The organism is Microterricola viridarii (assembly GCF_900104895.1).
Classification (GTDB): Bacteria; Actinomycetota; Actinomycetes; order Actinomycetales; family Microbacteriaceae; genus Microterricola; species Microterricola viridarii.
In genome coordinates, this window is the sequence record NZ_LT629742.1 from 2,969,783 (window position 1) to 2,992,472 (window position 22,690).

The 22,690-nt window shown below is 70.1% G+C and carries 20 protein-coding genes and 2 riboswitches; of the genes, 13 read left to right on the plus strand and 7 right to left on the minus strand.

Going from position 1 to position 22,690, the window contains the following annotated elements; all coding sequences use genetic code 11:
- Nucleotides 1-13 precede the first annotated feature (13 nt).
- Genes gcvP through gcvT form a run of 3 tightly spaced genes read right to left on the minus strand, consistent with a single transcriptional unit; the run spans nt 14 to nt 4,549 of the window.
- The gene (gcvP, locus tag BLT62_RS13630) at nt 14-2,926 is read right to left on the minus strand and encodes an aminomethyl-transferring glycine dehydrogenase (protein ID WP_083364553.1); all 2,913 of its coding nucleotides are present in this window, start codon (nt 2,924-2,926) and stop codon (nt 14-16) included.
- A gap of 47 nt (nt 2,927-2,973) precedes the next feature.
- Nucleotides 2,974-3,345: a glycine cleavage system protein GcvH gene (gcvH, locus tag BLT62_RS13635; protein WP_083364554.1), complete on the minus strand. Its 372-nt coding sequence runs from the start codon at nt 3,343-3,345 to the stop codon at nt 2,974-2,976.
- Between the two features lie 55 nt (nt 3,346-3,400).
- Nucleotides 3,401-4,549, minus strand: coding sequence for a glycine cleavage system aminomethyltransferase GcvT (gene gcvT / locus BLT62_RS13640; protein WP_083364555.1), 1,149 nt, complete (start codon nt 4,547-4,549; stop codon nt 3,401-3,403).
- A 74-nt stretch (nt 4,550-4,623) separates the two neighbouring features.
- Nucleotides 4,624-4,736, minus strand: a riboswitch (glycine riboswitch).
- Between the two features lies 1 nt (nt 4,737).
- Nucleotides 4,738-4,835, minus strand: a riboswitch (glycine riboswitch).
- Nucleotides 4,836-5,139: 304 nt separating this feature from the next.
- On the opposite strand from gcvT, the gene BLT62_RS17735 reads away from it, so the two are divergent.
- Nucleotides 5,140-7,008: a hypothetical protein gene (locus BLT62_RS17735; RefSeq protein ID WP_156786353.1), complete on the plus strand. Its 1,869-nt coding sequence runs from the start codon at nt 5,140-5,142 to the stop codon at nt 7,006-7,008.
- A 79-nt stretch (nt 7,009-7,087) separates the two neighbouring features.
- Here the strand turns inward: BLT62_RS17735 and BLT62_RS13645 are convergent, their stop codons facing one another.
- Nucleotides 7,088-7,603, minus strand: coding sequence for a GNAT family N-acetyltransferase (locus tag BLT62_RS13645; RefSeq protein WP_083364556.1), 516 nt, complete (start codon nt 7,601-7,603; stop codon nt 7,088-7,090).
- The gene (locus tag BLT62_RS13650) at nt 7,600-7,875 is read right to left on the minus strand and encodes a type II toxin-antitoxin system TacA family antitoxin (protein ID WP_231919184.1); all 276 of its coding nucleotides are present in this window, start codon (nt 7,873-7,875) and stop codon (nt 7,600-7,602) included. Before BLT62_RS13650 ends, BLT62_RS13645 begins: the two co-directional genes overlap by 4 nt.
- A gap of 161 nt (nt 7,876-8,036) precedes the next feature.
- Between BLT62_RS13650 and BLT62_RS13655 the strand changes: the two genes are divergently transcribed.
- The 10 genes from BLT62_RS13655 to BLT62_RS13695 all read left to right on the plus strand — a co-directional run bounded on the left by BLT62_RS13655 (nt 8,037) and on the right by BLT62_RS13695 (nt 20,234).
- A complete protein-coding gene (locus BLT62_RS13655; protein WP_083364557.1) occupies nt 8,037-8,768 on the plus strand; it encodes an NUDIX hydrolase in 732 nt (243 codons plus the stop codon).
- A complete protein-coding gene (nadA, locus tag BLT62_RS13660) occupies nt 8,765-10,132 on the plus strand; it encodes a quinolinate synthase NadA (RefSeq protein WP_083364558.1) in 1,368 nt (455 codons plus the stop codon). The genes BLT62_RS13655 and nadA overlap by 4 nt, the downstream gene beginning before the upstream one ends.
- A 1-nt stretch (nt 10,133) precedes the next feature.
- Nucleotides 10,134-11,765, plus strand: coding sequence for an L-aspartate oxidase (nadB, locus tag BLT62_RS13665; RefSeq protein WP_083364559.1), 1,632 nt, complete (start codon nt 10,134-10,136; stop codon nt 11,763-11,765).
- Nucleotides 11,759-12,625, plus strand: a complete 867-nt coding sequence (gene nadC / locus BLT62_RS13670; protein ID WP_083364560.1) for a carboxylating nicotinate-nucleotide diphosphorylase — start codon at nt 11,759-11,761, stop codon at nt 12,623-12,625. The genes nadB and nadC overlap by 7 nt, the downstream gene beginning before the upstream one ends.
- Nucleotides 12,626-12,636: 11 nt before the next feature.
- Complete coding sequence (locus BLT62_RS13675; protein WP_083364561.1) at nt 12,637-13,827, plus strand: cysteine desulfurase family protein; 1,191 nt, start codon at nt 12,637-12,639, stop codon at nt 13,825-13,827.
- Nucleotides 13,828-14,049: 222 nt separating this feature from the next.
- Nucleotides 14,050-14,523, plus strand: a complete 474-nt coding sequence (locus BLT62_RS13680; protein ID WP_083364562.1) for a DUF6220 domain-containing protein — start codon at nt 14,050-14,052, stop codon at nt 14,521-14,523.
- A 70-nt stretch (nt 14,524-14,593) separates the two neighbouring features.
- On the plus strand, nt 14,594-16,651 hold the full coding sequence (locus tag BLT62_RS13685; protein ID WP_083364563.1) for a multicopper oxidase domain-containing protein: 2,058 nt from the start codon (nt 14,594-14,596) through the stop codon (nt 16,649-16,651).
- 71 nt (nt 16,652-16,722) lie between these two features.
- Nucleotides 16,723-16,860, plus strand: coding sequence for a hypothetical protein (locus BLT62_RS17895; protein ID WP_172829717.1), 138 nt, complete (start codon nt 16,723-16,725; stop codon nt 16,858-16,860).
- A gap of 325 nt (nt 16,861-17,185) precedes the next feature.
- The gene (locus BLT62_RS13690; RefSeq protein ID WP_083364564.1) at nt 17,186-18,673 is read left to right on the plus strand and encodes an MDR family MFS transporter; all 1,488 of its coding nucleotides are present in this window, start codon (nt 17,186-17,188) and stop codon (nt 18,671-18,673) included.
- A 568-nt stretch (nt 18,674-19,241) separates the two neighbouring features.
- Nucleotides 19,242-20,234: an IS481 family transposase gene (locus BLT62_RS13695; RefSeq protein ID WP_083364565.1), complete on the plus strand. Its 993-nt coding sequence runs from the start codon at nt 19,242-19,244 to the stop codon at nt 20,232-20,234.
- A 271-nt stretch (nt 20,235-20,505) separates the two neighbouring features.
- Here the strand turns inward: BLT62_RS13695 and BLT62_RS13700 are convergent, their stop codons facing one another.
- The gene (locus tag BLT62_RS13700) at nt 20,506-21,417 is read right to left on the minus strand and encodes an EamA family transporter (RefSeq protein WP_083364566.1); all 912 of its coding nucleotides are present in this window, start codon (nt 21,415-21,417) and stop codon (nt 20,506-20,508) included.
- Between the two features lie 177 nt (nt 21,418-21,594).
- Between BLT62_RS13700 and BLT62_RS13705 the strand changes: the two genes are divergently transcribed.
- Together BLT62_RS13705 and BLT62_RS13710 are read left to right on the plus strand one after the other, a co-directional pair.
- Nucleotides 21,595-21,867: a DUF2277 domain-containing protein gene (locus BLT62_RS13705; RefSeq protein WP_083364567.1), complete on the plus strand. Its 273-nt coding sequence runs from the start codon at nt 21,595-21,597 to the stop codon at nt 21,865-21,867.
- A gap of 132 nt (nt 21,868-21,999) precedes the next feature.
- Nucleotides 22,000-22,347 (plus strand): LysR family transcriptional regulator, encoded by a 348-nt coding sequence (locus BLT62_RS13710; protein WP_083364568.1) that lies wholly within the window; start codon nt 22,000-22,002, stop codon nt 22,345-22,347.
- 39 nt (nt 22,348-22,386) lie between these two features.
- On the opposite strand, the gene BLT62_RS13715 is transcribed toward BLT62_RS13710, so the two are convergent.
- Nucleotides 22,387-22,689, minus strand: a complete 303-nt coding sequence (locus BLT62_RS13715) for a transcriptional regulator (RefSeq protein WP_083364569.1) — start codon at nt 22,687-22,689, stop codon at nt 22,387-22,389.
- Nucleotide 22,690: the final 1 nt, after the last annotated feature.

The window sequence follows — 22,690 nt, forward strand, 5'->3', positions numbered from 1 at the left end:
GTGTCGATGCCGCTTAGGCGAAGGCCTCCGGCGGCGGGCAGGCGCAGACCAGGTTGCGGTCGCCGTAGGCCTGGTCGATGCGGCGCACCGGGGCCCAGTACTTGTTGCGGATGAGGGAGCGCACCGGGTAGACCGCGGTCTCGCGGCTGTACGGGTGCGTCCACTCCCCCGAGCCGTCGTCGCCGGTCACGACCGACTGCGCGGTGTGCGGGGCGTTGCGCAGCGGGTTGTCGTCGGCCGGCCAGATTCCCGCGGCCACCGAGTCGGCCTCGGCCTTGATCGAGATCATGGCCTCGATGAAGCGCTCGATCTCGCCGAGGTCCTCCGACTCGGTCGGCTCGACCATGAGGGTGCCCGCGACGGGGAACGACATGGTCGGGGCGTGGAAGCCGTAGTCGACGAGGCGCTTGGCCACGTCGTCGACGGTGACGCCGGTCGCCTCGGTGAGCGGGCGCAGGTCGAGGATGCACTCGTGCGCGACGAGGCCGTTGTCGCCGGTGTAGAGCACCGGGTAGTGCGGGGCCAGGCGCGCGGCGATGTAGTTCGCGCTCAGCACCGCGGCGCCGGTGGCCTGCTTGAGGCCCTCCGCACCCATCATCCGGATGTACGCCCAGGTGATCGGGAGGATGCTCGGGCTGCCGTAGGGGGCGGCCGAGACCGGTCCGCCGGCGTGCACGTACGGGCCGTGGTCGGCGCGCTGGGCCAGCGGGTGGCCGGGCAGGAACGGGGCCAGGTGTGCCTTCGCCGCGACCGGGCCGACGCCGGGTCCGCCGCCGCCGTGCGGGATGCAGAACGTCTTGTGCAGGTTGAGGTGCGAGACGTCGCCGCCGAAGTCGCCGAACCGGGCGAAGCCGAGCAGCGCGTTGAGGTTGGCGCCGTCGACGTAGACCTGGCCGCCGGCGTCGTGCACGGCCTGGGTGATGGCGGTGACCTCGTGCTCGTAGACGCCGTGCGTCGACGGGTAGGTGATCATGAGGGCCGAGAGCTGCTCCGCGTGCAGGGCGATCTTGGCGCGCAGGTCGTCGAGGTCGACGTTGCCGAGCTCGTCGCAGGCGACGACGACGACCTTCATGCCGGCCAGCACGGCGGATGCCGCGTTGGTGCCGTGCGCGCTCGACGGGATGAGGCAGACGGTGCGCTCCAGCTCGCCGTTGGCGCGGTGGTAGCCGCGGATCGCGAGGAGGCCGGCGAGCTCGCCCTGGCTGCCCGCGTTCGGCTGCAGCGACACCGAGTCGTAGCCGGTGACCTCGGCGAGCCAGGTCTCCAGCTGCTCGATCAGTGCGAGGGAGCCGACGACATCCGCCTCGGGGGCGAAGGGGTGCAGCCCGGCGAACTCGGGCCAGGTGACGGCCTCCATCTCGGTGGCGGCGTTGAGCTTCATGGTGCAGGAGCCGAGCGGGATCATGCCGCGGTCCAGCGCGTAGTCGCGGTCGGCGAGCGACTTGAGGTAGCGCATCATCTGGGTCTCGGAGTGGTGCGAGTTGAACACCGGGTGGCCGAGGTAGGAGCTCGTGCGCTCCAGCTCGGCGGGCACGGCGGCGCGCAGGGCGTCGGCGGTGAGCGTGAGGGGCACCGGGGTGCGCTCCGGCAGGCCGAACGCCTCGGCGATGAGGCTGAGGTCGGCCTCGGTCGTGGTCTCGTCCACCGAGATCGCCACGGTGGCCTCGCTCACCTCCCAGAGGTTGTAGCCGCGGGCGCGGGCCCGCTCGATCACGGTGGAGGCGAGGCCGGGCACGTGCACCCGGATCGTGTCGAAGTAGTCGTCGTTCGCGAGCGTCAGGCCGTAGCCGGCGAGCACCTCGGCGAGGGCGCGCGCCTTCAGCGCCGTCGTGACGGCGATGTGGCGGATGCCGGCCGGGCCGTGGTAGACCGCGAACATGCTCGCCATGACGGCCAACAGCACCTGCGCGGTGCAGATGTTGGAGGTGGCCTTCTCGCGGCGGATGTGCTGCTCGCGCACCTGCAGGGTGAGCCGGTAGGCGGGGCTGCCGACGGCGTCCTTGGACACCCCAACGAGGCGGCCGGGAAGCTGGCGCTCCAGGCCGGCGCGCACGGCCATGTAGCCGGCGTGCGGTCCGCCGAAGCCCATCGGGACGCCGAAGCGCTGGCTGGTGCCGACGGCGACGTCGGCGCCGAGCTCGCCCGGTGAGGTGAGCAGCGCGAGAGCCAACAGGTCGGCGGCGACGACGACGAGGCCGCCCTGCTCCTTGGTCGCGGCGATCACGGCGGACGGGTTCCAGACCCGGCCGGAGGCGCCCGGGTACTGCACGAACGCCCCGAAGTGCTCGCCCAGGGCGGCCACGTCGGTGTCGGCGTTCAGCGCGGTGACGACGAGCTCGATCCCGACAGCCTCGGCGCGGGACTCCAGCAGCGCCAGCGTCTGCGGGAACGTGTCGGCATCCACGACGAAGCGGTTCGTCTTCAGCTTGGAGGCGCGGCGGGCCAGCAGCATGCCCTCGACCACCGCGGTGCCCTCGTCGAGCATGGACGCGTTGGCCGTGTGCAGGCCGGTCAGGTCGGTGACCATCGTCTGGAAGTTGATCAGCGCCTCGAGCCGGCCCTGCGAGATCTCGGGCTGGTACGGGGTGTACGCCGTGTACCAGCTCGGGTTCTCGAGCACGTTGCGCTTGATTACCGACGGCGTGATGGTGCCGTAGTAGCCGAGGCCGATCATCGAGGTGCGCACCGTGTTCTGGTCGGCGATGGCGCGCAGCTCGGCCAGCGTCTCGCGCTCGGTGGCGGCATCCGGGATCGCGGAGTTGAGAATCTCACCGACGCGGATCGACTCGGGCACGGCGGCGCCGACCAGGCCCTCCAGGCTGTCGTAGCCGAGCGTCTGCAGCATCTGCTGCTGCTCGCTCGGGCCGACGCCGATGTGGCGGCGTCCGAATGCGTCGGTATTGAATGCAGATGAGGTGGGGTTCATTGCTCTCGAGATTCTCTGGTTGGTCGTCAGAAGCGGGTGTTCGGCGCCTATTCGGCGATGAGCGCGCTGTACTCGTCGTAGCTGAGCAGCGCGGGCAGCTCGGTGAAGCTGATCTTGATGAGCCAGCCCTCGCCGAACGGGTCGGAGTTGATCAGCTCGGGTGCGTCGACGAGGGCCTGGTTGACCTCGGTGACGGTGCCGTCGACGGGGGTGATCAGCTCGCCGACCGACTTGGTCGACTCGATCTCGCCGACGACCGCGCCCGCGGTGATCTCGTCGCCGGAGTCGGGCAGGTCGACGAAGACGACGTCGCCCAGCTGCTCGGCGGCGTAGGCGGTGATGCCGACGACGGCGGTGTTGCCGTCGACGAGCAGCCACTCGTGGTCGGCGGTGTACTGGAGGGTGGTCGGCTCGGCCATGGTGGCTCCTTGGGTGTGGTGGTTTGGTGGGGTGTGTTGCGGGTGGTGCTGGGGTCTACTGGGCGCGCTTGTAGAACGGCAGGGCGACGACGGATGCCGGCACGCGGGTGCCGCGCACGTCGATGAACAGAGCGCTGCCGATCTCGCTGTGGCCGGGGTCGACGAAGGCCATCGCGATGGGGTGGCCGAGGGTCGGCGAGAGCGCCCCGCTGGTGATCACGCCGATGGCGGGAGCGTCGGCATCCGGGCTGGCGAAGAGCTCGTAATCGGCGCGGCCGGCCCGGCGACCCTCTGCGGCGATGCCGACGAGCACGCGGGCGCCGTCGGCCGGGCCCCGCTCGCTGGCGGCGCGGCCGACGAAGTCGCCCTCCTTGGCGAGGGCCACGACGCGGCCGAGGCCGGCCTGCGCCGGGAGGATCTCGGTGCCGAGCTCGTGGCCGTAGAGCGGCATGCCGGCCTCCAGGCGCAGCGTGTCGCGGCTGGCGAGACCGCAGGGCACGAGGCCGTGGTCGGCGCCGGCCGCGGTCAGCGCCACCCAGAGGTCGGCGGCCTTCTCGGTCTGGATGTAGAGCTCGAAGCCGTCCTCGCCGGTGTAGCCGGTGCGGGCGATGAGCAGCGGGGCCCCGTCGAAGAAGGCATCCGTCGACCAGTAGTACTTGAGCTCGTCGAGCGCGATGCCGGGGCCCGTGATGCCGGGCGTCGCCTCGAGGATGGCGCGGGAGGCCGGCCCCTGCACGGCGATGAGGGCGAGGTCGTCGCTCTGGTCGGTGACGGTCACCTCGAAGCCGGCCGCGCGCTCGGCGAGGGCGGGCACGACGGCGAAGCGGTTGCCGGCGTTGGCGACGACGAGGAAGCGCTCCTCGGCCAGCCGGTAGACGACGAGGTCGTCGATGATGCCGCCGGCCTCGTTCAGCAGCAGGCTGTACTTGGCCTGGCCGAGCTTGACGGCGGAGATCTTGCCGGCGAGGGCGTAGTCGAGGAACGCCGGGGCGCCCGGGCCCTCGACGAGGATCTCGGCCATGTGCGAGATGTCGAAGAGGCCGGCGGCGGTGCGCACGGCGTGGTGCTCGGCAAGGTCGCTCGAGTAGCGCACGGGCATCTGCCAGCCGCCGAAGTCGGTGAAGCTGGCGCCGGCCGACACGTGGAGGTCGTGCAGCGGCGAGAAGCGTGCGGTGCCGGTGGTATCGGTGGTGGCGTCAGTCATTGACCAGGAGTTCCTCACGTCGAACCGGCAGGCGCCGGGCGAGATTCTGGACGGTCGCTTGACCGTCTCGGAACTCCCCCTCTGTCATCCGGCCTGAGAGTTTCACCGCGGCCCGCCGGAGTCGGCAGGGAGTGCGGCTTTCACCTTGGGCGGGATCTCGCTCGGCGAGATCCTCTTTCCAGAGTGGCCAGCTCGACGCGGTACATATACCTGAGAGATTGTCGGGGAGGATTGCTCCTTCGGTGCCGATACGCATCGCTGCGCCCGGCTCTCCCGCGTCGACCATGTGGCCCGATATTCAATTGCTGCTGCGTGCGCGGATGCTGCGTGAGCACAGCGCGCTGCCAGCATACCGCGCCGCACGTACGGCCAGTTGCAACACCTGTGAGGAGTTCGCGAACATTAGTTCACGGTCGAGCGACACCTTCTGAGGATCACCAGATCGGCTCAAACGATACGCTCGACGCGTGACTCTCCCACCTCCTGCAAGGCACCGCCTTTCCGCGCCGTTGCGGAGTGCGCCATTTCTTGATCGCGTTTCTCGGGTCGAGGGGACTGTGCCAATTGGCCCTACTGCTTGGGAGCATCATGTGAAGACGTTGACGAGCTCTCTGCGGTCGCTGGAGCGCCTGCTGATTGGGCCTGAGGTTGCCTCCTTCGAGGAAGTTCGTCATTGGACCCGTCAGCTCCTCGATACTCGACTTCGCGTCGCGTCCAGTCTCCTTGCGCTTCAGCCTTTTCTACCTTTCGACGTCGAAAAGGCCAACAACCTTTTGGACCTAATTAATCCAATCTGCGTGGATGCCGCAGAAGCTGTGGATTCTGCTAAACGGTACGTCGGGCCATCAGATTCAGTTCGGGCTGCCGCCGAGCGCTGGGATTCTTCATACGCGGGCGAGGGAGGCGGAGAAATCTGGCGCACCGCATTCAAGGTGCCATCCGACCCTGTCGATCAGCGAGGGGACTTCCGCCCGGAATGGGTACTGCAGCACTACGCGTACAGGAACACCGAACTCCTAGATCTGGTCATCCCCCATCTTCAGTCACTTGGTGTCCCCTTCGTAACGGACCCGCTCGCTGCAGTAAGCATTGTTGGCTGGGTTATCGGCAGCGAAGACCCTGTGCTCGCTTACATCTCGATGAGGAGCGCTGTGGATTACAGTCTCCGGTCCGATCCTCACCTTTATCGCCGCATCGCGACAGAGCTCGAATCAAAGGAGCCCGCATTGCGCCGCTCTCGCGATTCGGCGCGGCGCGCTCTTGCGATTTCCACATCGTCCGACGAAAGCGCAGAAACACGTGCTGCGGCGCTCGCAGAGGCCTACAAACGCATTCTGGAGGGCCCATTCCGGCAAAACAGCTGGGCGGTTTTCTGCTTGATCGATGGCGAATTGACATCTCCGCCGACCCTTTTTGAGCTGCGCCAGCGATTGGGCTCAAAAGGAGGGCTACTCCGCGAGATTGCCGAAGAAGTTGTGATTCCCGATTTGCGGAACGGAGAAGCCCATGAAACCTGGAGGTGGGACGGTTTCGCGGAAGAGTTCGTGACTGAACGTGGCCGCATTTCACTTGTGAAGGTCTCCGCTGCCGTTGCGATCGCCGATTCATTCGCCCGAGGCTGCGAAGCAGGATTCGCCGCAGTTCGGTCACTCGACATACAGAACGATGTCTTGAGGCTCCCCGATCCGAGCGAGGCCGGACGGATGGCGTCGTGGCGCCGGGCCCAGGCATTCTTTGGCACAAATCGACTTCACCTCGTCGATGCTCGACTCAATGCCCGAGATGCTTCAATTCGCCTAGAGTCCCTAGCGACCACAGACATCAATCCGTGTTTTCAGGCCCTCATCTTGTCGCGCCGTCTCATCCCCGAAATCTCGACATTCAGCGTTTCGACATCGCGAGAGCTAAGGCCAGTGATCACCGTATCGGCCGAAGCGCTCGACGCAACAATGCCGATATGGGAACTCGCCGTCTCGTCCATCGACCAAATGCCCCTGTCAACTTTCTTGCCCGCGAACTTTGATGCTCGAAGACGCATAGAACCCGCCTCAGTGGCTGCTCGCTCAGCAGCCTGGATCGCCGTCGATGACTCTGTTGACGCGGTTGACGGAAGCCCGGCGATTTGGGGGCCGAGCACGGTCACCCTGATAGATGCACGACTGCAAATAGTCGAGATGGCCATCGATCAGACAATGCAGCATGTTGAGATGCCTAATTCGCGGCTTGCAAGCGTTAGCTCCTCCGTTAGGGCATTGCGCGCGTGGCTGGCCCAACCACCAGAGCCAAACCGGAAATCTCTTGAATCACATTCGGCCCTTCAGCTGTTGAGGCACCAATGGGCACATTGGGGACCAGTTCCACGCCACCCGTTGGTAGTCGACGACCAGCGGCCCTTGGCCCCGCAACGACAACCTGGCTTGAGAGCGCGACCTGAGACCGGACGATACTCGACAATCTAAGCGATTCGGCTGACTGCTCCACGGTTCGCATGCAGCGCGCTGGACCCGTGACATGTCCGCAGCCATCGGGCAAAAACAGCTACGCCAGCAGACTGGCGATCGTCGCTTCTGCATCCGCGACGGTGACAAACATCACTCGTGCGCTGTCAGGCACGAGCGTGAAACCGAACTTGAGATAGAACTGTTCCGCGCTCGCACTGATGGCATGCACTACCAACGCGCGAGCACCAACAATCCGTGACGCCTCGATGCCCTTTAGAATCGCGTCCTGCAGAAGCGATACTCCGAGACCGAGCCCTCTAAACTCCGCATCTACCGCGAGCCGACCGATCAGGATTACGGGAATTGGGCTCGGCATATTGCGTCGCAGGCTAGACGTGGCCTCCTCATGGCCAAGCGAGCTGGCAGACAGGCAGTAGTACCCAGCGACCCGACCAGAAGCTGCCTCAATGCTGACAAATGTTCGAGACGCACCGGTCTTCTCGTTCTTGAGCGCACGCGTCCGCACCCACTCGTCCAGCGTGAGCTCTCCGCAGTCAAAACTTGAGTAGTCGTCGCCCGGCTGGATCGCCCGGGGTCGTGCGAATGAGCTCAATCGTTGAACACGGAGGGTCGACGAAGCAGATCGGCCAGCCCCGACAGCGGCTTGGCGGGCTCATCCAGAATCCGATTGAATGCATCCCAGGCGCTCTTTGACATCTTGAGCTCTCTCTCCTGACGAATGACCTCGGTGGCCTCGTCGACAAGCAGCGGAATTGAAAAATCCGTGACTGATCGACCTGAAATGGCTGCAGCTCGCTCGATATCCGTCTTCTGCTCGCGAGTCAGACGCAGCTCGAGTCGCTCGCTTTTCATCACTGTGACCATGGGAGTATCGTACGGCACATTTCCGTACATTGCTAGAGCCGCATCGCCAAGGCACCGCGGAGCGTCGTCACAGAATTGCCTTCAGGTCAACATGACCATAAGATGGAGCCCTGACTTAGAGTCAATCTGACTCCAAGGTGTCCCCGAATGGCGGATGACGCATGAGCCCGGCCCAGCGCAGCACACCGGCGCACGAACCCGCCACGGCGGAGCTCGCCGTCTCGACCGTCATCTTCGCCCTGCACACCGAGGCGGATGCCGCCCTGCCCTCGCTGTGGTTGCCGCTCGTGCGGCGCACGCGCGAGCCGTTCCAGGGCCAGTGGGCGCTGCCGGGCGGCTGGCTTCCCGTGGACGAGGAGCTCGGCAAGGCCGCCGCGCGCACCCTCAACGAGACCACCGGGCTGACCCCGAAGTACCTGGAGCAGCTCTACACCTTCGGCGCACTGGACCGCTCCCCCGGCCGCCGCGTCGTCTCGGTCGTCTACTGGGCGCTGGTGCAGTCCGACGAGGCCGCGCGCACAGCCGAGGGCGAGAACGTGCGCTGGTTCCCGGCCGACGACCTGCCCGAGCTGGCCTTCGACCACAACCTCATCGTCGACTACGCCCTCTGGCGGCTGCGCACCAAGCTCGAGTACTCCCGCATCGCGCACGCCTTCCTCGGCGAGACGTTCACGCTCGCCCAGCTGCGCGAAGTGCACGAGGCCGTGCTGCAGCGGCCGATCGACCCGGCGAACTTCCGCCGCACCCTCGAGGCGTCCAAGACCGTCATCGCCACCGACGAGTACCTGGCCGGCACCCCGCACCGGCCGCCCCGCCTCTACCGCTTCGACTCAACCATCGACCCCGCAGACCTCGGCCCCCTCGGCCGCGCCACCCCTGGGAAGGCATCATGAGCACCACCGCGACGAACCCCGCCCCCACGAACCCCGCTCTGACCGCTTCGGTCGACCGCGTCATCCAGCTGATCGGGAGTGGCGGCTCGACCGCCGAGAGCTGTTCCCCCGAGCTCGCCAAGGGCCCGTGGGAGTTCGACGCCGGCCCCGTCTCCTACGGCCCCGGCTCCTCGATGAGCGACGTCATCCCGACCGGCTCGCCCCGCCAGGGCGCCCTGCCGGCCGAGTACAAGACTGCCAGCGACGAGGAGCTCGACGCCCGGGTGCGCGCCGCGAAGGCGACGCTCGGCGACCGGGTGCTCGTGCTCGGCCACTTCTACCAGCGCGACGAGGTCGTGGCCCACGCCGACTACATCGGCGACTCGTTCCAGCTGGCCGGCGCCGCCCGGTCGCGGCCGGATGCCGAAGCGATCGTGTTCTGCGGCGTGCACTTCATGGCCGAGACCGCCGACCTGCTCTCGACCCCGGAGCAGGCCGTCATCCTGCCAAACCTCGCCGCCGGCTGCTCGATGGCCGACATGGCCGACATCGACTCGGTCACCGAGTGCTGGGAGGCGCTCGAGGAGCTCTACGGCACCGAGCCAGACGAGACCGGCCGCGTGCCCGTCATCCCCGTCACCTACATGAACTCCTCTGCTGCCCTCAAGGCGTTCTGCGGCGAGCGCGGCGGCATCGTCTGCACCTCCTCCAACGCCGAGACTGTGTTGGAGTGGGCGTTCGAGCGCGGCCAGCGGGTGCTGTTCTTCCCCGACCAGCACCTCGGCCGCAACACGGCCAAGGCGATGGGCGTGCCGCTGGAGCGGATGCCGATGTGGAACCCGCGCAAGAGCCTCGGCGGCAACACCGCGGAGGAGCTCGACGCCGCCCGGGTGATCCTCTGGCACGGCTTCTGCAGCGTGCACAAGCGCTTCACCGTCGCCCAGATCGAGCAGGCACGCGCCAGCCACCCCGGCGTGCGCGTCATCGTGCACCCCGAGTGCCCGATGCCCGTCGTCGACGCGGCCGACGAGTACGGCTCCACCGACTACATCACGAAGGCGATCCAGGCCGCCCCGGCCGGCTCGACCTTCGCGATCGGCACCGAGATCAACCTCGTGCAGCGCCTCGCCGCCCAGCACCCGGAGCACACCATCTTCTGCCTCGACCCCGTGGTCTGCCCGTGCTCGACGATGTACCGCATCCACCCCGGCTACCTCGCCTGGGTGTTGGAGTCGCTCGTGGCCGGCGAGGTCGTCAACCAGGTGTCGGTCAGCGCCGAGGTGGCGGAGCCGGCCCGGCTCGCCCTGGAGCGGATGCTGGCCGCCAAGCCGCCGGCGAACGGCGGCGGGGCCGCGGCCGCTGCCACCACCACCACGGCGGCCTGAGATGACCAGCGTTCTGGTGATCGGCAGCGGGCTCGGCGGGCTGTTCGCCGCGGTGCGCGCCGCCGATGCCGGCCACAGCGTCACCCTGGTGACCAAGGGCGCCCTGGCCGAGAGCAACACCGGCCACGCCCAGGGCGGCATCGCCGCCTCCCTCTTCCCCGACGACTCCCCCAGCGCCCACCTGCTGGACACCCTGCTGGCTGGCGCCGGGCTGAGCGACGCCGCGGCCGCCCAGGTGCTCTGCGACGAGGGCCCCGCCCGGGTGCGCGACTTGATCCGCTTCGGGGCGCACTTCGACCAGGACGAGTCCGGGCTGGCCCGCGGGCTCGAGGCGGCCCACCTCCGCGCCCGGGTGCTGCACGCCGGCGGAGACGCGACCGGCGCCGAGATCGCGCGCGCCATGCTCGACGCCCTCTCCCGCCGGCCGATCACCGTGCGCGAGCACACCCTCTTGGTCGAGCTGCTGACGGAGGCCGGCCGCGTGGTCGGCGCCGAGGTGCAGACGGCCGACGGGCGCCGCGAGGCGCTGCACGCCGACGCCGTGGTGCTCGCCACCGGCGGGGCCGGGCAGCTGTTCCTGCACACCACCAACCCGGCCATCGCGACCGGGGACGGCGTCGCCGCCGCGTGGCGGGCCGGCGCCGCCCTCCGCGACCTCGAGTTCGTGCAGTTCCACCCGACCGCGCTGGACGTGCCCGGCACCCCGCTCGTCTCCGAGGCGGTGCGCGGCGAGGGCGCCGTGCTGCTGAACGCCGCCGGGGAGCGGTTCATGCTCGGCCGGCATCCGCTCGCCGAGCTCGCGCCCCGCGACATCGTCGCCCGCGAGATCGCGACCGAGATGGCGGCCCAGGGCGGCCGGCCCGTGCTGCTGGACGCCACCGCTCTCGCCCCAACCCCGGCCGCCAACGCGGCGCTGCTCGCCCGGCGCTTCCCCACCATCTCGGCCGCCTGCGACCGGAACGGCCTGGACTGGGCTGCCTCCCCCGTCGCCGTGACGCCGGCCGCGCACTACTGGATGGGCGGCGTTGAAACCGACCTCTGGGGCCGCAGCTCGCTGCCCGGCCTGTTCGCCGTCGGCGAGGCCGCCTGCACCGGCGTGCACGGCGCCAACCGGCTCGCCTCGAACTCGCTGCTGGAGGCGGCGGTCTTCGCCGAGCGGGCCGTGCAGGCGCTGACGGCGGATGCCACCGAGCGCCCCGCCGATCTGCCAGTCAGCGGATGCGAGACGCGACACGCCGCACCCGGCGCCTCCGAGCACGGCGCGTCGCACGCCGCATCCGCGGACCGGCCGCGGGACGCGGGGCAGGCCGGGGCGGCGGAGACGGATGCCGGGCTGCGCGCGCGCATCCAGACGCTGCTCTGGGACGCGGCCGGCCTGCAGCGGGACGGAGCGACCCTGGCCGCGGCCGCGGCGACACTCGCGGCCCTCCCCCGCCCGCACACCGGCGCCGGGGCGAGCCGCCGCGCCGTCGAGGACGCCAACCTGCTCGACCTCTCCCGCCTGCTGGTGGCCGCGGCGAGCGCCCGCACCGCGTCGGTCGGCGCCCACTTCCGGCGCGACGCCGCACCCGCCGAGAACCACGACGAATCCGCCGACTCCTCGGCCACCCGAGAGGATGCCCTCGCATGCTGACCGCTGCCGCCATCACCGCCGTCGTCTCGGCCGCCCTGCTCGAGGACGCCCCGTGGGGCGACGTCACCTCCGAGCTGCTCATCCCCGCGGACGCCACCGCGACGGCCGAGCTGGTCGCCCGGGAGCGCGGCGTGTTCAGCGGCGCCGCCCTCGTGCGGGCCGCCTTCGTGCTCACCGACCCGGCGATCGCCGTCGAGATGCTGGTGCCGGATGCCGCCGCCTTCGAGCGCGGCGCCGTGCTCGCCCGGGTCAGCGGCCCGGCCCGCGGCATCCTGCAGGCCGAGCGCGTCGCCCTCAACCTGGTGCAGCGGATGAGCGGCATCGCCACGCTCACCGCCCGCTACGTCGCCGAGACCGAGGGAACCGGCGCGCGCATCGTCGACACCCGCAAGACCACGCCGGGGCTGCGCGCGCTGGAGCGCCAGGCCGTGCGCGACGGCGGCGGCCACAACCACCGCTTCAGCCTGAGCGACGCCGTCATGGCCAAGGACAACCACCTGGCCGTGCTCACCGCCGGCGGCCTCTCCGTCACCGACGCCCTGCTCGCCCTCCGCGCCCGCCTCTCGCACACCACCCACCTCGAGGTGGAGGTCGACCGGCTCGACCAGATCGAGCCGGTGCTGGCCGCCGGCGTCGACACGATCATGCTCGACAACTTCAGCCCGGAGCAGCTGCGCGCGGGCGTCGCGCAGGTCGCCGGCCGGGCCATCGTCGAGGCCAGCGGCGGGGTCAGCCTCGACACGGTGCGGGCGATCGCGGCATCCGGGGTCGACATCATCTCGGTCGGCGCCCTCACCCACAGCGTGCGCGCGCTCGACCTGGGCCTCGACGTGGTGCTCCACCACGCCCTCGCCGACTGACAGGCCCTCCGATGAGCCAGCCGAGCAGCGACCCGCGTTCCCTCTACGGCGACGCGATCTACCTCGACCACGCGGCGAGCGCCCCCGTGCGCCCCGAGGCCCTGCAGGCGATGTGGCCGTGGTTGAGCGGCGAGTTCGGCAACCCGTCCAGCCGCCACCGGGCCGGGGAGACCGCCGCCGCCGCGCTGGAGGTTGCCAGGTCCGACGTTGCCGCCGTGCTCGGCTGCCGGGCCGGCGAGGTGCTGTTCACGTCCGGCGGCACCGAGTCCGCCAACCTCGCCGTCAAGGGGCTGGCGCTCGGCCGGCCGCGCGGCCGGCACATTGTCAGCACGCCGCTGGAGCACGAGGCGGTGCTCGAGTCGCTGGACTACCTGCGCCGCCTGCACGGGTTCGCGATCGACTTCCTGCACCCGGATGCCGCAGGGCTCGTCGACCCCGCGGAGCTCTCCGCCCTGCTCCGCCCGGACAGCACGCTCGCCAGCGTGCACTATGCCAACAACGAGATCGGCACCGTGCAGCCGATCGCGGAGCTCGCCGCCGTCGCGGCCGCCGCGCGGGTGCCGCTGCACAGCGACGCCGTGCAGGCCGCCGGCTGGCTGACGCTGGACGTGCGGGCGCTCTGCGTGGACGCGCTCGGCATCTCCGGCCACAAGGTCGGCGCTCCCAAGGGCGTCGGCGCGCTGTTCGTGCGCGGCCGGCTGCCGCTGGAACCGCTGCTGCACGGCGGCGGGCAGGAGCGGGGCCGGCGCAGCGGCACCGAGAACGTCGCCGGGGCCGTCGCGCTGGCGACCGCGCTCCGCCTGGCGGAGGCCGAGCGTCTGGCCGGCGCCGCTGAGGGTTCCGCGGCCCTCCGCGACGCGTTCATCGGGTCGGTGCTTGCCGCGGTGCCCCAGGCCAGCCTCACCGGGCACCCCAGCCAGCGCCTGCCCGGCTCCGCCTCCTTCGTCTTCGCCGGCACCAGCGGCGAAGCGGTGCTGGTGGAGTTGGAGCGACGCGGCATCATCTGCTCGAGCGGCTCGGCCTGCGCGGCCGGCTCCGACGAGGCCTCCCCCGTGCTGACGGCGATCGGCCTCCCCGCCGAGCTGGCGCAGACGGCGGTGCGCTTCACCCTCTCCCCGGCCACCAGCGCGGAGCAGCTCCAGCTGGCCGCCGCCGCGGTCGTGGGCGCGGTCGCGGCCGTCACCGGCATCGCCGCGCGCTGACGGCCCGCCGCCGGCCGGCCCGCGCTGTTCCCGGGGCATGCGTTCCGCCGGGTTCCGGCGTGAAACGGCGTGCCGAAGCCGACGGCATCCGGCGCGCACCCCGGTGGCACGATCGGGGCAGGGTCCAGTCGCGGTTCGGGGATGCCACGGATGCCGGGGGCCGCGCTCGGGCGCACGCTCGTATGGGTCGCCACCCGGGCGGCACGAAAGGACACATTCCCCATGCGCACGCTTTACGCCGTCGTGGCCACACTGCTGACGGCATCCGTCATGCTGCAGCTGTATTTCGCGGCTGTCGGAGTCTTCAGCAATCCCGACGATGAACTCTTCGCCATCCACGGCACGAACGGCCGCATGGTGCTGCCGCTCCTCGCGCTGCTGACGCTGATCTGCGCCGCCATCGCCCGACTCGGCAAGCGGATGGTCTGGCTGAGCGCCCTCCCCCTGGTCCTGATCCTGCTGCAGACCGTCATCTTCATCCTGACCGGGGTGATCTTCGGTGTCGGACCCGACTCCCACGCGAGCCCGCCGCTGGCCGCCACCCTGTTCGTCTCGCTCCACGCCCTCAACGGCCTCGCCATCGTGCTGCTCAGCCTGTACCTCGCCCGCGTCGGCTGGAAGCTGGCCGGATCCCTCGGATCCCGGCGGCTCGCACCCGAGAACCCCGCGGCCGAGAACCTCTCGGCCCGACTCTAGCGGGCTCGGCACCGTTGCTCACCTCACAACACCCGGAAGCCGTGACACCCCGAATGCCCGGTGACCTCCGATGAGCACAGTTACCCTGCTCGTCCTCGACCTCGCGCTGACCATCGTCGGCGCGGGGTCGTGGCTTGCCGCCCTGAGCTTCGCCGCCGGAACCATCGCCCCCAAACGGGCCCGGCTGGCGCTCCTCTTCTCCGGCCTCGCCACCCTCGCACTGCTGGCGCGGGTCCCGCTCGTTCTCGCCCTCTCCGGCAGCGGCTGGTGGTTCGTGCAGGAGAAGCTCACGTTCTCCCTCCCGCTGCAGGCCCTCGCCACGGCCGCGGCACTCGCACTCGCCGTACCCGCGCTGCTGCAGGCCGCGCGCCGGGCGGCACCGGCACCGGATGCCGCAGCGGACGGCGAGCGGGAGGGCGCCGCCCCGAGCACCCAACGCCTGCCGGCCCGCGCCCCGACCGCACTCCTCGGCGCCGCCCTCGCCTGCGCCGCCGGGCTGCTCGCGAGCACGCTCATCGGCTACCCGCTGGACCTCGGCGCCGCGGCCGTGCTCGCCGTGCTGGTGCTGCTGGGCACCGGCGTCGGCTACGCCGTGTTCGCCCGGGCCGGCCGCCGGATGCTGGTCGGCTTCGCCGGGCTCGGCGCCCTCGTGCTCGTGGCGGCCGTCGCGTTCTCCTGGATGACGAGCATGGTGCCGCCCGACTTCGCCGAGGCGCAGCCGGGCGGCGGGCACGCAAGCGCCCACGGGCTCGCCGCCGCCGGCCCCACCTCCTCCGCCGGCCCCGCGTCCACGGCCGGCACCCCCGACGAGCTCGGCGTGGACAGCCTGCGCACCCCGGCAGACGTGGCCGGGCCGCGAAAGGAGTTCACGCTGCGCGCCGCCACCGAGACGCTCACGCTCGCCTCCGGCGACGAGGTCGAGTCGTGGAACTACGGCGCTCTGCCCGGCCCCGAACTGCGCGTGCAACAGGGCGACGTCGTCGAGGTGCACCTGGAGAACGTCGATGTCGAGGCCGGCGTGACGATCCACTGGCACGGCTACGACGTGCCCAACGGCGAGGACGGCGTCGCCGGCGTCACCCAGGACTCGGTGCTGCCCGGCGAAAGCTTCGACTACCGTTTCGTCGCCGAGCAGGCCGGAACGTACTGGTACCACACGCACCAGAACGCCTCCCGGGGTGTGCAGCGCGGCCTCTTCGGCGTGCTCATCGTCGAGCCGGCCGGCGGCATCCCCGAGCGGCACGACCTCGTCGTGCCGCTGCACACGATCGGCGACTCGGTGTTGCTCGGCACCTCCGACCGGCCGAGCGGCATCGGCGTGCCGACGGGCGAGAGCGTGCGGCTGCGGCTCGTGAACACCGACATGCTGCCGACCAGCTTCCACCTGGCCGGCACCCCGTTCACCGTCGTCGCCGTCGACGGGCAGGACGTCGCCTCCCCCACCCCGGTCGACGGGCGGGCGCTCCGGCTGCCGGCCGGCGGCCGCGTCGATCTGGCCTTCACCATGCCGGACGAGCGGGTGGCCCTGACGACGGATGCCACGGCGAGCGCCTGGCTCGCCCTGACGCCGGGCCAGGCGGCATCCGGCCCCGCGTCCGGCCCCGCCTCGGAGCGCCCGCCGGACCGCTCGGCCGAGCCCGAGCTGGACCTGCTGGCCTACGGCGGCGGGCCCGCCGCGACGCTGCCGGCCGGGCCGCTGGTGCGCGCCGAGATGGTGCTGGACCGCAACCCGCGCTTCCTGCAGGGGGTGCCCGTCAACGGCTACACCGTGAACGGCGCCGTTTACCCGCAGATCCCGAGCATCACGGTGGACGGGGGCGACGTCGTCGAGCTGACGGTGGCGAACCGTGGCTGGGAGACGCACCCGATGCACGTGCACGGCCACCACGTGCTGGTGCTCTCCCGCAACGGGGAGCCGGCGACGGGGGCGCCGCTGCTGCTGGACACGTTCGACGTGCGCCCCGGCGAAGTGTGGGTGGTGGCGCTGGTGGCCGACAACCTCGGCATCTGGATGGACCACTGCCACAACCTCGACCACGCCGCGGAGGGCATGATGATGGCGCTGCACTACCGCGGGGTCATCACGCCGTACGAGCACGGCGGCGCGCACGGCAACCGGTCGGAGTGAGCGCCGGCCGGCGGCGGCCGAGCCGCGAAGTCGAGGTTTACGTCGGAAACGATCACGGCTAGGGTGAAAAAATGAGCACTCCAGCATCCACCCCAGACCGAGATGACCACGACCTCTCGGACGAGGAGCTGCTGGCGCCCGAGGAGTCGATTCTGAAGGGGTGGCTGCCCAGCCCGACTCCGACCGATGGGCCGGCGCCCGCTCCCTGAGCACGCCTCCCCCTCGCCGCGGCCCCACTGCTCGGGCCCGCGGCACCGCACGAGTGCACCGCCGCGATCATCTGTCGGTGGTCGGGAATAGATTCTGCATTGCCGGCGCTGACCTGATCTGTAGATCTGCTGAGCTGTAGATTTGCTGATCTGTAGATCCGCGGTCGCTGGCTGACTTGCCCATCGGTATCCGGCACCACCTCGACGAGGTGTCCGCGGCATCCCCGGCGGCCCGCCCGCCGCTGCTTCGCCGGCCATCAGCCGACGCACATTGCTCTCACCGTGCATTACGCCCTCTCAACCTTCATCGAAACGAAAACTGACTGTGACTGAACGCACTGCCCCCGACGCCGAGTCTCTCGATACGAGCTCCGTCCCCCTCCCACTCGACCCCGCAGTGGAACGCCGCAACAACAAGGTCATCTGGCTGCTCGTCGCCTCGACCTTCGTCGTGTTCCTCAACGAGACCACGATGGGCGTCGCCCTCCGCCCGATCATGGAGAGCCTGCACGTCGACGAGCGCGCCGGCCAGTGGCTGACCACCGCGTTCCTGCTGACCATGGCCGTCGTCATCCCGATCACCGGCTACCTGCTGCAGCGCTTCAACACCCGGCCGATCTACATCGCCGCCATGTCGCTGTTCTCCGTCGGCACGGCGATCGCCCTCTTCGCCCCGAGCTTCGAGGTGCTGCTCGCGGCGCGCGTCGTGCAGGCATCCGGAACGGCGATCATGATGCCGCTGCTCATGACCACCCTGATGACGCTGGTGCCGCCGCACCACCGCGGCAAGATGATGGGCAACGTGTCCATCGTCATGTCGGTGGCCCCGGCCATCGGCCCGACCTTCTCCGGCCTCATGCTGAACAGCCTCGGCTGGCGCGGCATCTTCGGCGTCATGCTGCCCATCGGCCTGGCAATGCTCGCCTACGGCATGCGCAAGGTCGAGAACGTCAGCGAGCCCCGGAAGGTGCCGCTGGACGTGCTCTCGGTGGTGCTCTCGGCGATCGGCTTCGGCGGGCTCATCTACGGCCTGAGCGCCGTCGGCCAGGAGTCCACCAGCGCGATCGACCCGGCCATGGTCGGCCTGATCGGCGGCGGCATCGCCCTCGTGCTGTTCGTGCTGCGCCAGCTGGTGCTGCAGCGCCGCGACGAGGCGCTGCTCGACCTGCGCACCTTCCATTTCCCGCAGTTCACGATCTCGCTGGCCATGATGCTGGTGATGATGGCCTCGCTGTTCGGCGTCATCATCGTGCTGCCGCTGTTCATGCTCGGCGTGCTGGGCCTGGACCCGGTCACGGCCGGACTGCTGCTGCTGCCCGGCGGCATCCTGATGGGTGTCATCGCGCCGTTCGTCGGCCGGCTGTTCGACCGCTTCGGGCCGCGACCGCTGCTGGTGCCCGGCACGGTTCTGGTCAGCGCGGTGCTCTGGACGCTCACCATCGTCGACGAGAACACCTCGATCTGGTTCCTGCTCGCCGCCCACGTGGTGATGAGCTTCGGCCTCGCCCTGATCTTCACGCCGCTGTTCACCTCGGCGCTCGGTGCCGTATCACCGCGGTTCTACTCGCACGCCAGCGCCATGCTCTCGACGCTGCAGCAGCTGGCCGGCGCGGCCGGGACGGCCCTGTTCATCACCGTGCTCGCCAGCCAGACCGCACAGTTGCTCGCGGGCGGGGCAACGGCGGATGCCGCGGCGGCCGGCGGCACCCGGGCGGCGTTCACGATCGGCGCGATCATCTCGCTGCTGGCCATCGTCGGCGCCTTCTTCGTGAAGAAGCCGGCCGACATGGAGGGCGTGCACGCCGGGCACTGAGTGCGCCGTGCCTCTCCCCACGTCGGCTGAGGGCGCCGCGCCTCTCCCCACGCCGGCTAGAGGGCACCGCGCCCCTCCCCACGTCGGCTGAGGGCGCCGCGCCGCGACGAAGGAGCAGCGCAGCGCCCGAAGCCCCGGAGCCAACCCGATCGGGTAGCCCGGGGCTGTTGGCTTCGGTCGCTGGCGCTCCCTCGAGCCAACGTGGAGTGGCGCTCCCTCGAGCCGACGTGCATACCCCCGCCGGCCGGAGGACGCCGCGCCTCCCCCACGCCGGCTAGAGGGCGCCGCGCCGCGACGAAGGAGCAGCGCAGCGCCCGAAGCCCCGGAGCCAACCCGATCGGGTTGCCTGGGGCTGTTGGCTTCGGTCGCTAGCGCTCCCTCGAGCCAACGTGGGAATCCACGTCGGCTGGAGGGCGCCGCGCCTCCCCCACGCCGGCTAGATGTACTGCCCAGGGACGTTGGTTGAATCGGTGTGACGACTCGCTGTAGTCCTTCGGGAATGAGTGAGGACCTCCTGCTGCAGAGTGGAGCTGCTTAGAAACCAGTTCTGCGAGACCAGGAGGCCCTCATGTCCCACGCTAACGCTGCGCTGACTCCACGCCAAAGGCTGCGCATGGCGCGCCTGATCGTGGACGACCGTTGGCCGATCTCGCAGGCCGCGAGACAGTTCAACTGCTCCTGGCCGACCGCCAAGCGGTGGGCTGAACGTTACGCGGCGATGGGTGAGGACGGCATGCAGGACCGCTCCTCCCGGCCGCACCGGAACCCGAACAGGACCCCGCAGCGGCTGGTGCGGAAGATCGTGCATCTGCGGTGGAAGAAGCGTTTGGGGCCGGTCGCGATCGGCGCGAAAGTGGGCATGCCCGCGTCGACCGTGCACGCCGTGTTGACCCGGTGCCGGCTGAACCGGTTGAGTCACGTCGACAAGCGCACCGGGGAAGTCGTGCGGCGCTACGAGCACGACAAGCCGGGGGCGATGATCCACGTCGACGTGAAGAAGCTCGGCAACATCCCCGATGGCGGCGGCTGGCGTTACCTGGGCAAGCAGCAGGGCGGCAAGAACCGGGCCGCGACCGTTGGCGCGGGCCGGAGCAAGCGCCGGCAGCCGCTGGTCGGGACGGCGTTCGTGCACACCGTCATCGACGACCACTCCCGCGTCGCCTACGCCGAGATCCACGCCGACGAGCAAGCGGTCACCGCCGTGGGTGTGCTCCGCCGGGCCGTGTCCTGGTTCGCCGCCCGAGGCATCACGGTCGAACGGGTCCTCTCCGACAACGGCTCTGCCTACAAGTCCCACCTCTGGCGCGACACCTGCACCGAGTTGAACATCACACCCAAGAAGACCCGCCCCTACCGGCCACAGACCAACGGGAAGATCGAACGCTTCCACCGCACCCTCGCCGACGGCTGGGCATTCTCACGGTTCTACGCGTCCGAGTCAGCCCGCCGGAACGCCCTCCCGGCCTGGCTCCACGAATACAATCACCACAGGCCCCACACGGCCATCGGGAGCAAACCACCCATCAGCCGGTTAACCAACCTTGCTGGGCAGTACAGCTAGAGGGCGCCGCGCCGCGACGAAGGAGCAGCGCAGCGCCCGAAGCCCCGGAGCCAACCCGATCGGGTTGCCCGGGGCTGTTGGCTTCGGTCGCTAGCGCTCCCTCGAGCCAACGTGGAGCGGCGCTCCCTCGAGCCAACGTGCAGCGGCGCTGCCTCGAGCCAACGCGGAGGGCCGCCCCGGCATCCGCTCGCACGCCATCGGCATGCGTCGAGAGGACAGCTGAACGTGTTCCCGGTGCCCGGGAAGACGTTGAACTGTCGTGTCGGCGTGGCTAGAGCTGGGCCTCGGCGGAGAGCTCCAGGTCGGTGGCGGGGCGCTGGCGCTGCGTGGCAATCGCCGTCGCGGCGGCCGCGCAGACCAGGCCGATGGCCACGATCTGCATGCCGCTGAACTGCTCAGCGAGGATCAGCCAGCCGAACAGCGCGGCGATGGCCGGGCCGCAGGCGGTGATGATCGCGTACACCCGGGTGTCGACGCGGCGCAGGATGAAGGTGTCCAAGCTGTACGGAAGCGCGGAGGACAGCACGCCGATCGCGACGAGCAGGCCCACGATGCCGAGGTTCAGCGTGGTGGCGTCGAACGTGAAGACGGCGACGGGGATCACGAGCACGAGGCTGACGATTCCGGCGACGGTGAGCCCTTCCAGCCCGGGCAGTGTCAGGGCGACTCGGCGGGTGAGCAGGATGTAGCCGGCCCAGGCCGCTCCGGCGATCAACGCGAGCGCAATGCCCAAAAGGTCGACCTTGCCGTCGAGGCCGGTGAGCAGCACAACCCCCACCCCGGCCGCGAGCGCGCAGACGAAGTCGAGCAGGCGGCGGCTCACGGCGAGCGCCAGCGCGAGCGGGCCGAGGAACTCGATGGTCGCGGCCAGGCCGAGGCCAATGATGTGCACGGAGGCGTAGAAGCTGAGGTTCATGACGGCGAGCACGACCCCGAGCGCGACGGCCGGCCACAGCCTGGCCCAGCTGAGCTCCGCCCGCTTCGGCCGGTACAGCGGCAGCAAGACGATCGTCATCACGATCTGGCGCACGGCGACGACCACGGGCGCGCCGACCAGCGGCATCGCGATGCCGGCCAACGCCGAACCGAGGTTGATGCTCACCTCGGTGCCGACCTGGGTGATGGCGCCGATCGTGCCGCGTCTGGCGATGTGAGCCTCATGCTCAGTGCGCTGCGTACTCATGCCGAAGGGGCCCTTCTTGTCACGGATGCGGACAAGCCCTGTCGATCCAACTCTGCCCGGCCGAGCGGCCGAGACAGCTTTCCAGTTTAGGCGCTGTCAGCGTCCCAGCCGACACGGCCGGCATCCGGCCCTCTCGCGGGCCTTTCGGTGGCGGATGCCGCTGGCTACCCTCGAAGCATGTGCCGAAACATCCACACACTGCACAATTTCGAGCCAGAGGCGAGCGACGACGAGGTGCACGCCGCGGCGCTGCAGTACGTGCGCAAGATCAGCGGCTCCAGCAAGCCGTCGCAGGCGAACGCCGCCGCGTTCGAGCGGGCCGTCGCCGAGATCGCCCACGCGACGCGGCACCTGCTCGAGGACCTGGTGAGCTCCGCCCCGCCGAAGAACCGCGAGGAGGAGGCGTTGAAGGCGCACGCCCGTGCGGTGCAGCGCTTCGGCCCGGCCTGAGCACGGCCGAGCCCGGGCAGGGCCCCGGCAGAGCCCGGCCGAGCGGGGCCGGAGCCCGGTGGGGCGGGCGCTCAGCGCGGGCGCGTACTCTGGAGGGACCGCTCATCGGCGCGGACCTTCGAAAGGCCCTCCGTGGACATCTCCCTGCTCCGGCACTACGTCACAGTGGCGACCGAGCTCGACCTGGCCAAGGCCGCGACCGCTCTCGGCGTCTCGCACGCCACTCTCAGCGGCTCGCTGAACCAGCTGGAGGCGCTCGTCGGCGCGCAGCTGGTGAACCGCACGACGAGCAGCATGAGCCTCACCGAGGCCGGCGAGCTCTTCCTCGCGACAGCGACCGCCGAAATCGCCGCCTTCGACGCCGCCAACAAGCCCCCGGCTCCGAAGGCCGGCGGCAAGGCGAAGGCCAACAAGGGCAAGGGCCGCGCTCCCCGGGTCAAGGGCGAGCCGCTGCCGTACAAGAAGCGCCAGTCCCGCTAACGCGGCCGGTCGGTCGCGCCACGGTGGCGCGGCGTCCGCTCAGTCCAGCAGTCCCTCGGTGATGGCCCGCAGCGCACGCAAGTGCTGCTGGTAGGCGCGATGCCCCTGCGCGCTCGCCTGCACCCACGTGCGCGGCCGATTGCCGACATAGCCCTTGGTCACCGTGACGTAGCCGAGCTTCTCGAGGTGCGAGACGGCCTTGCTGAGCACCGAGTCGTCGGCCTCCAGCAGCTCCCGCAGCGTGCGGAAGTCGATCTGGGCGGTGCGGCCGAGCGCCGCCATCAGCGAGAAGCGGACGGGTGTTTGGAACGCGTCATTCAGTTCGTGGCGCGGATGGGCCATG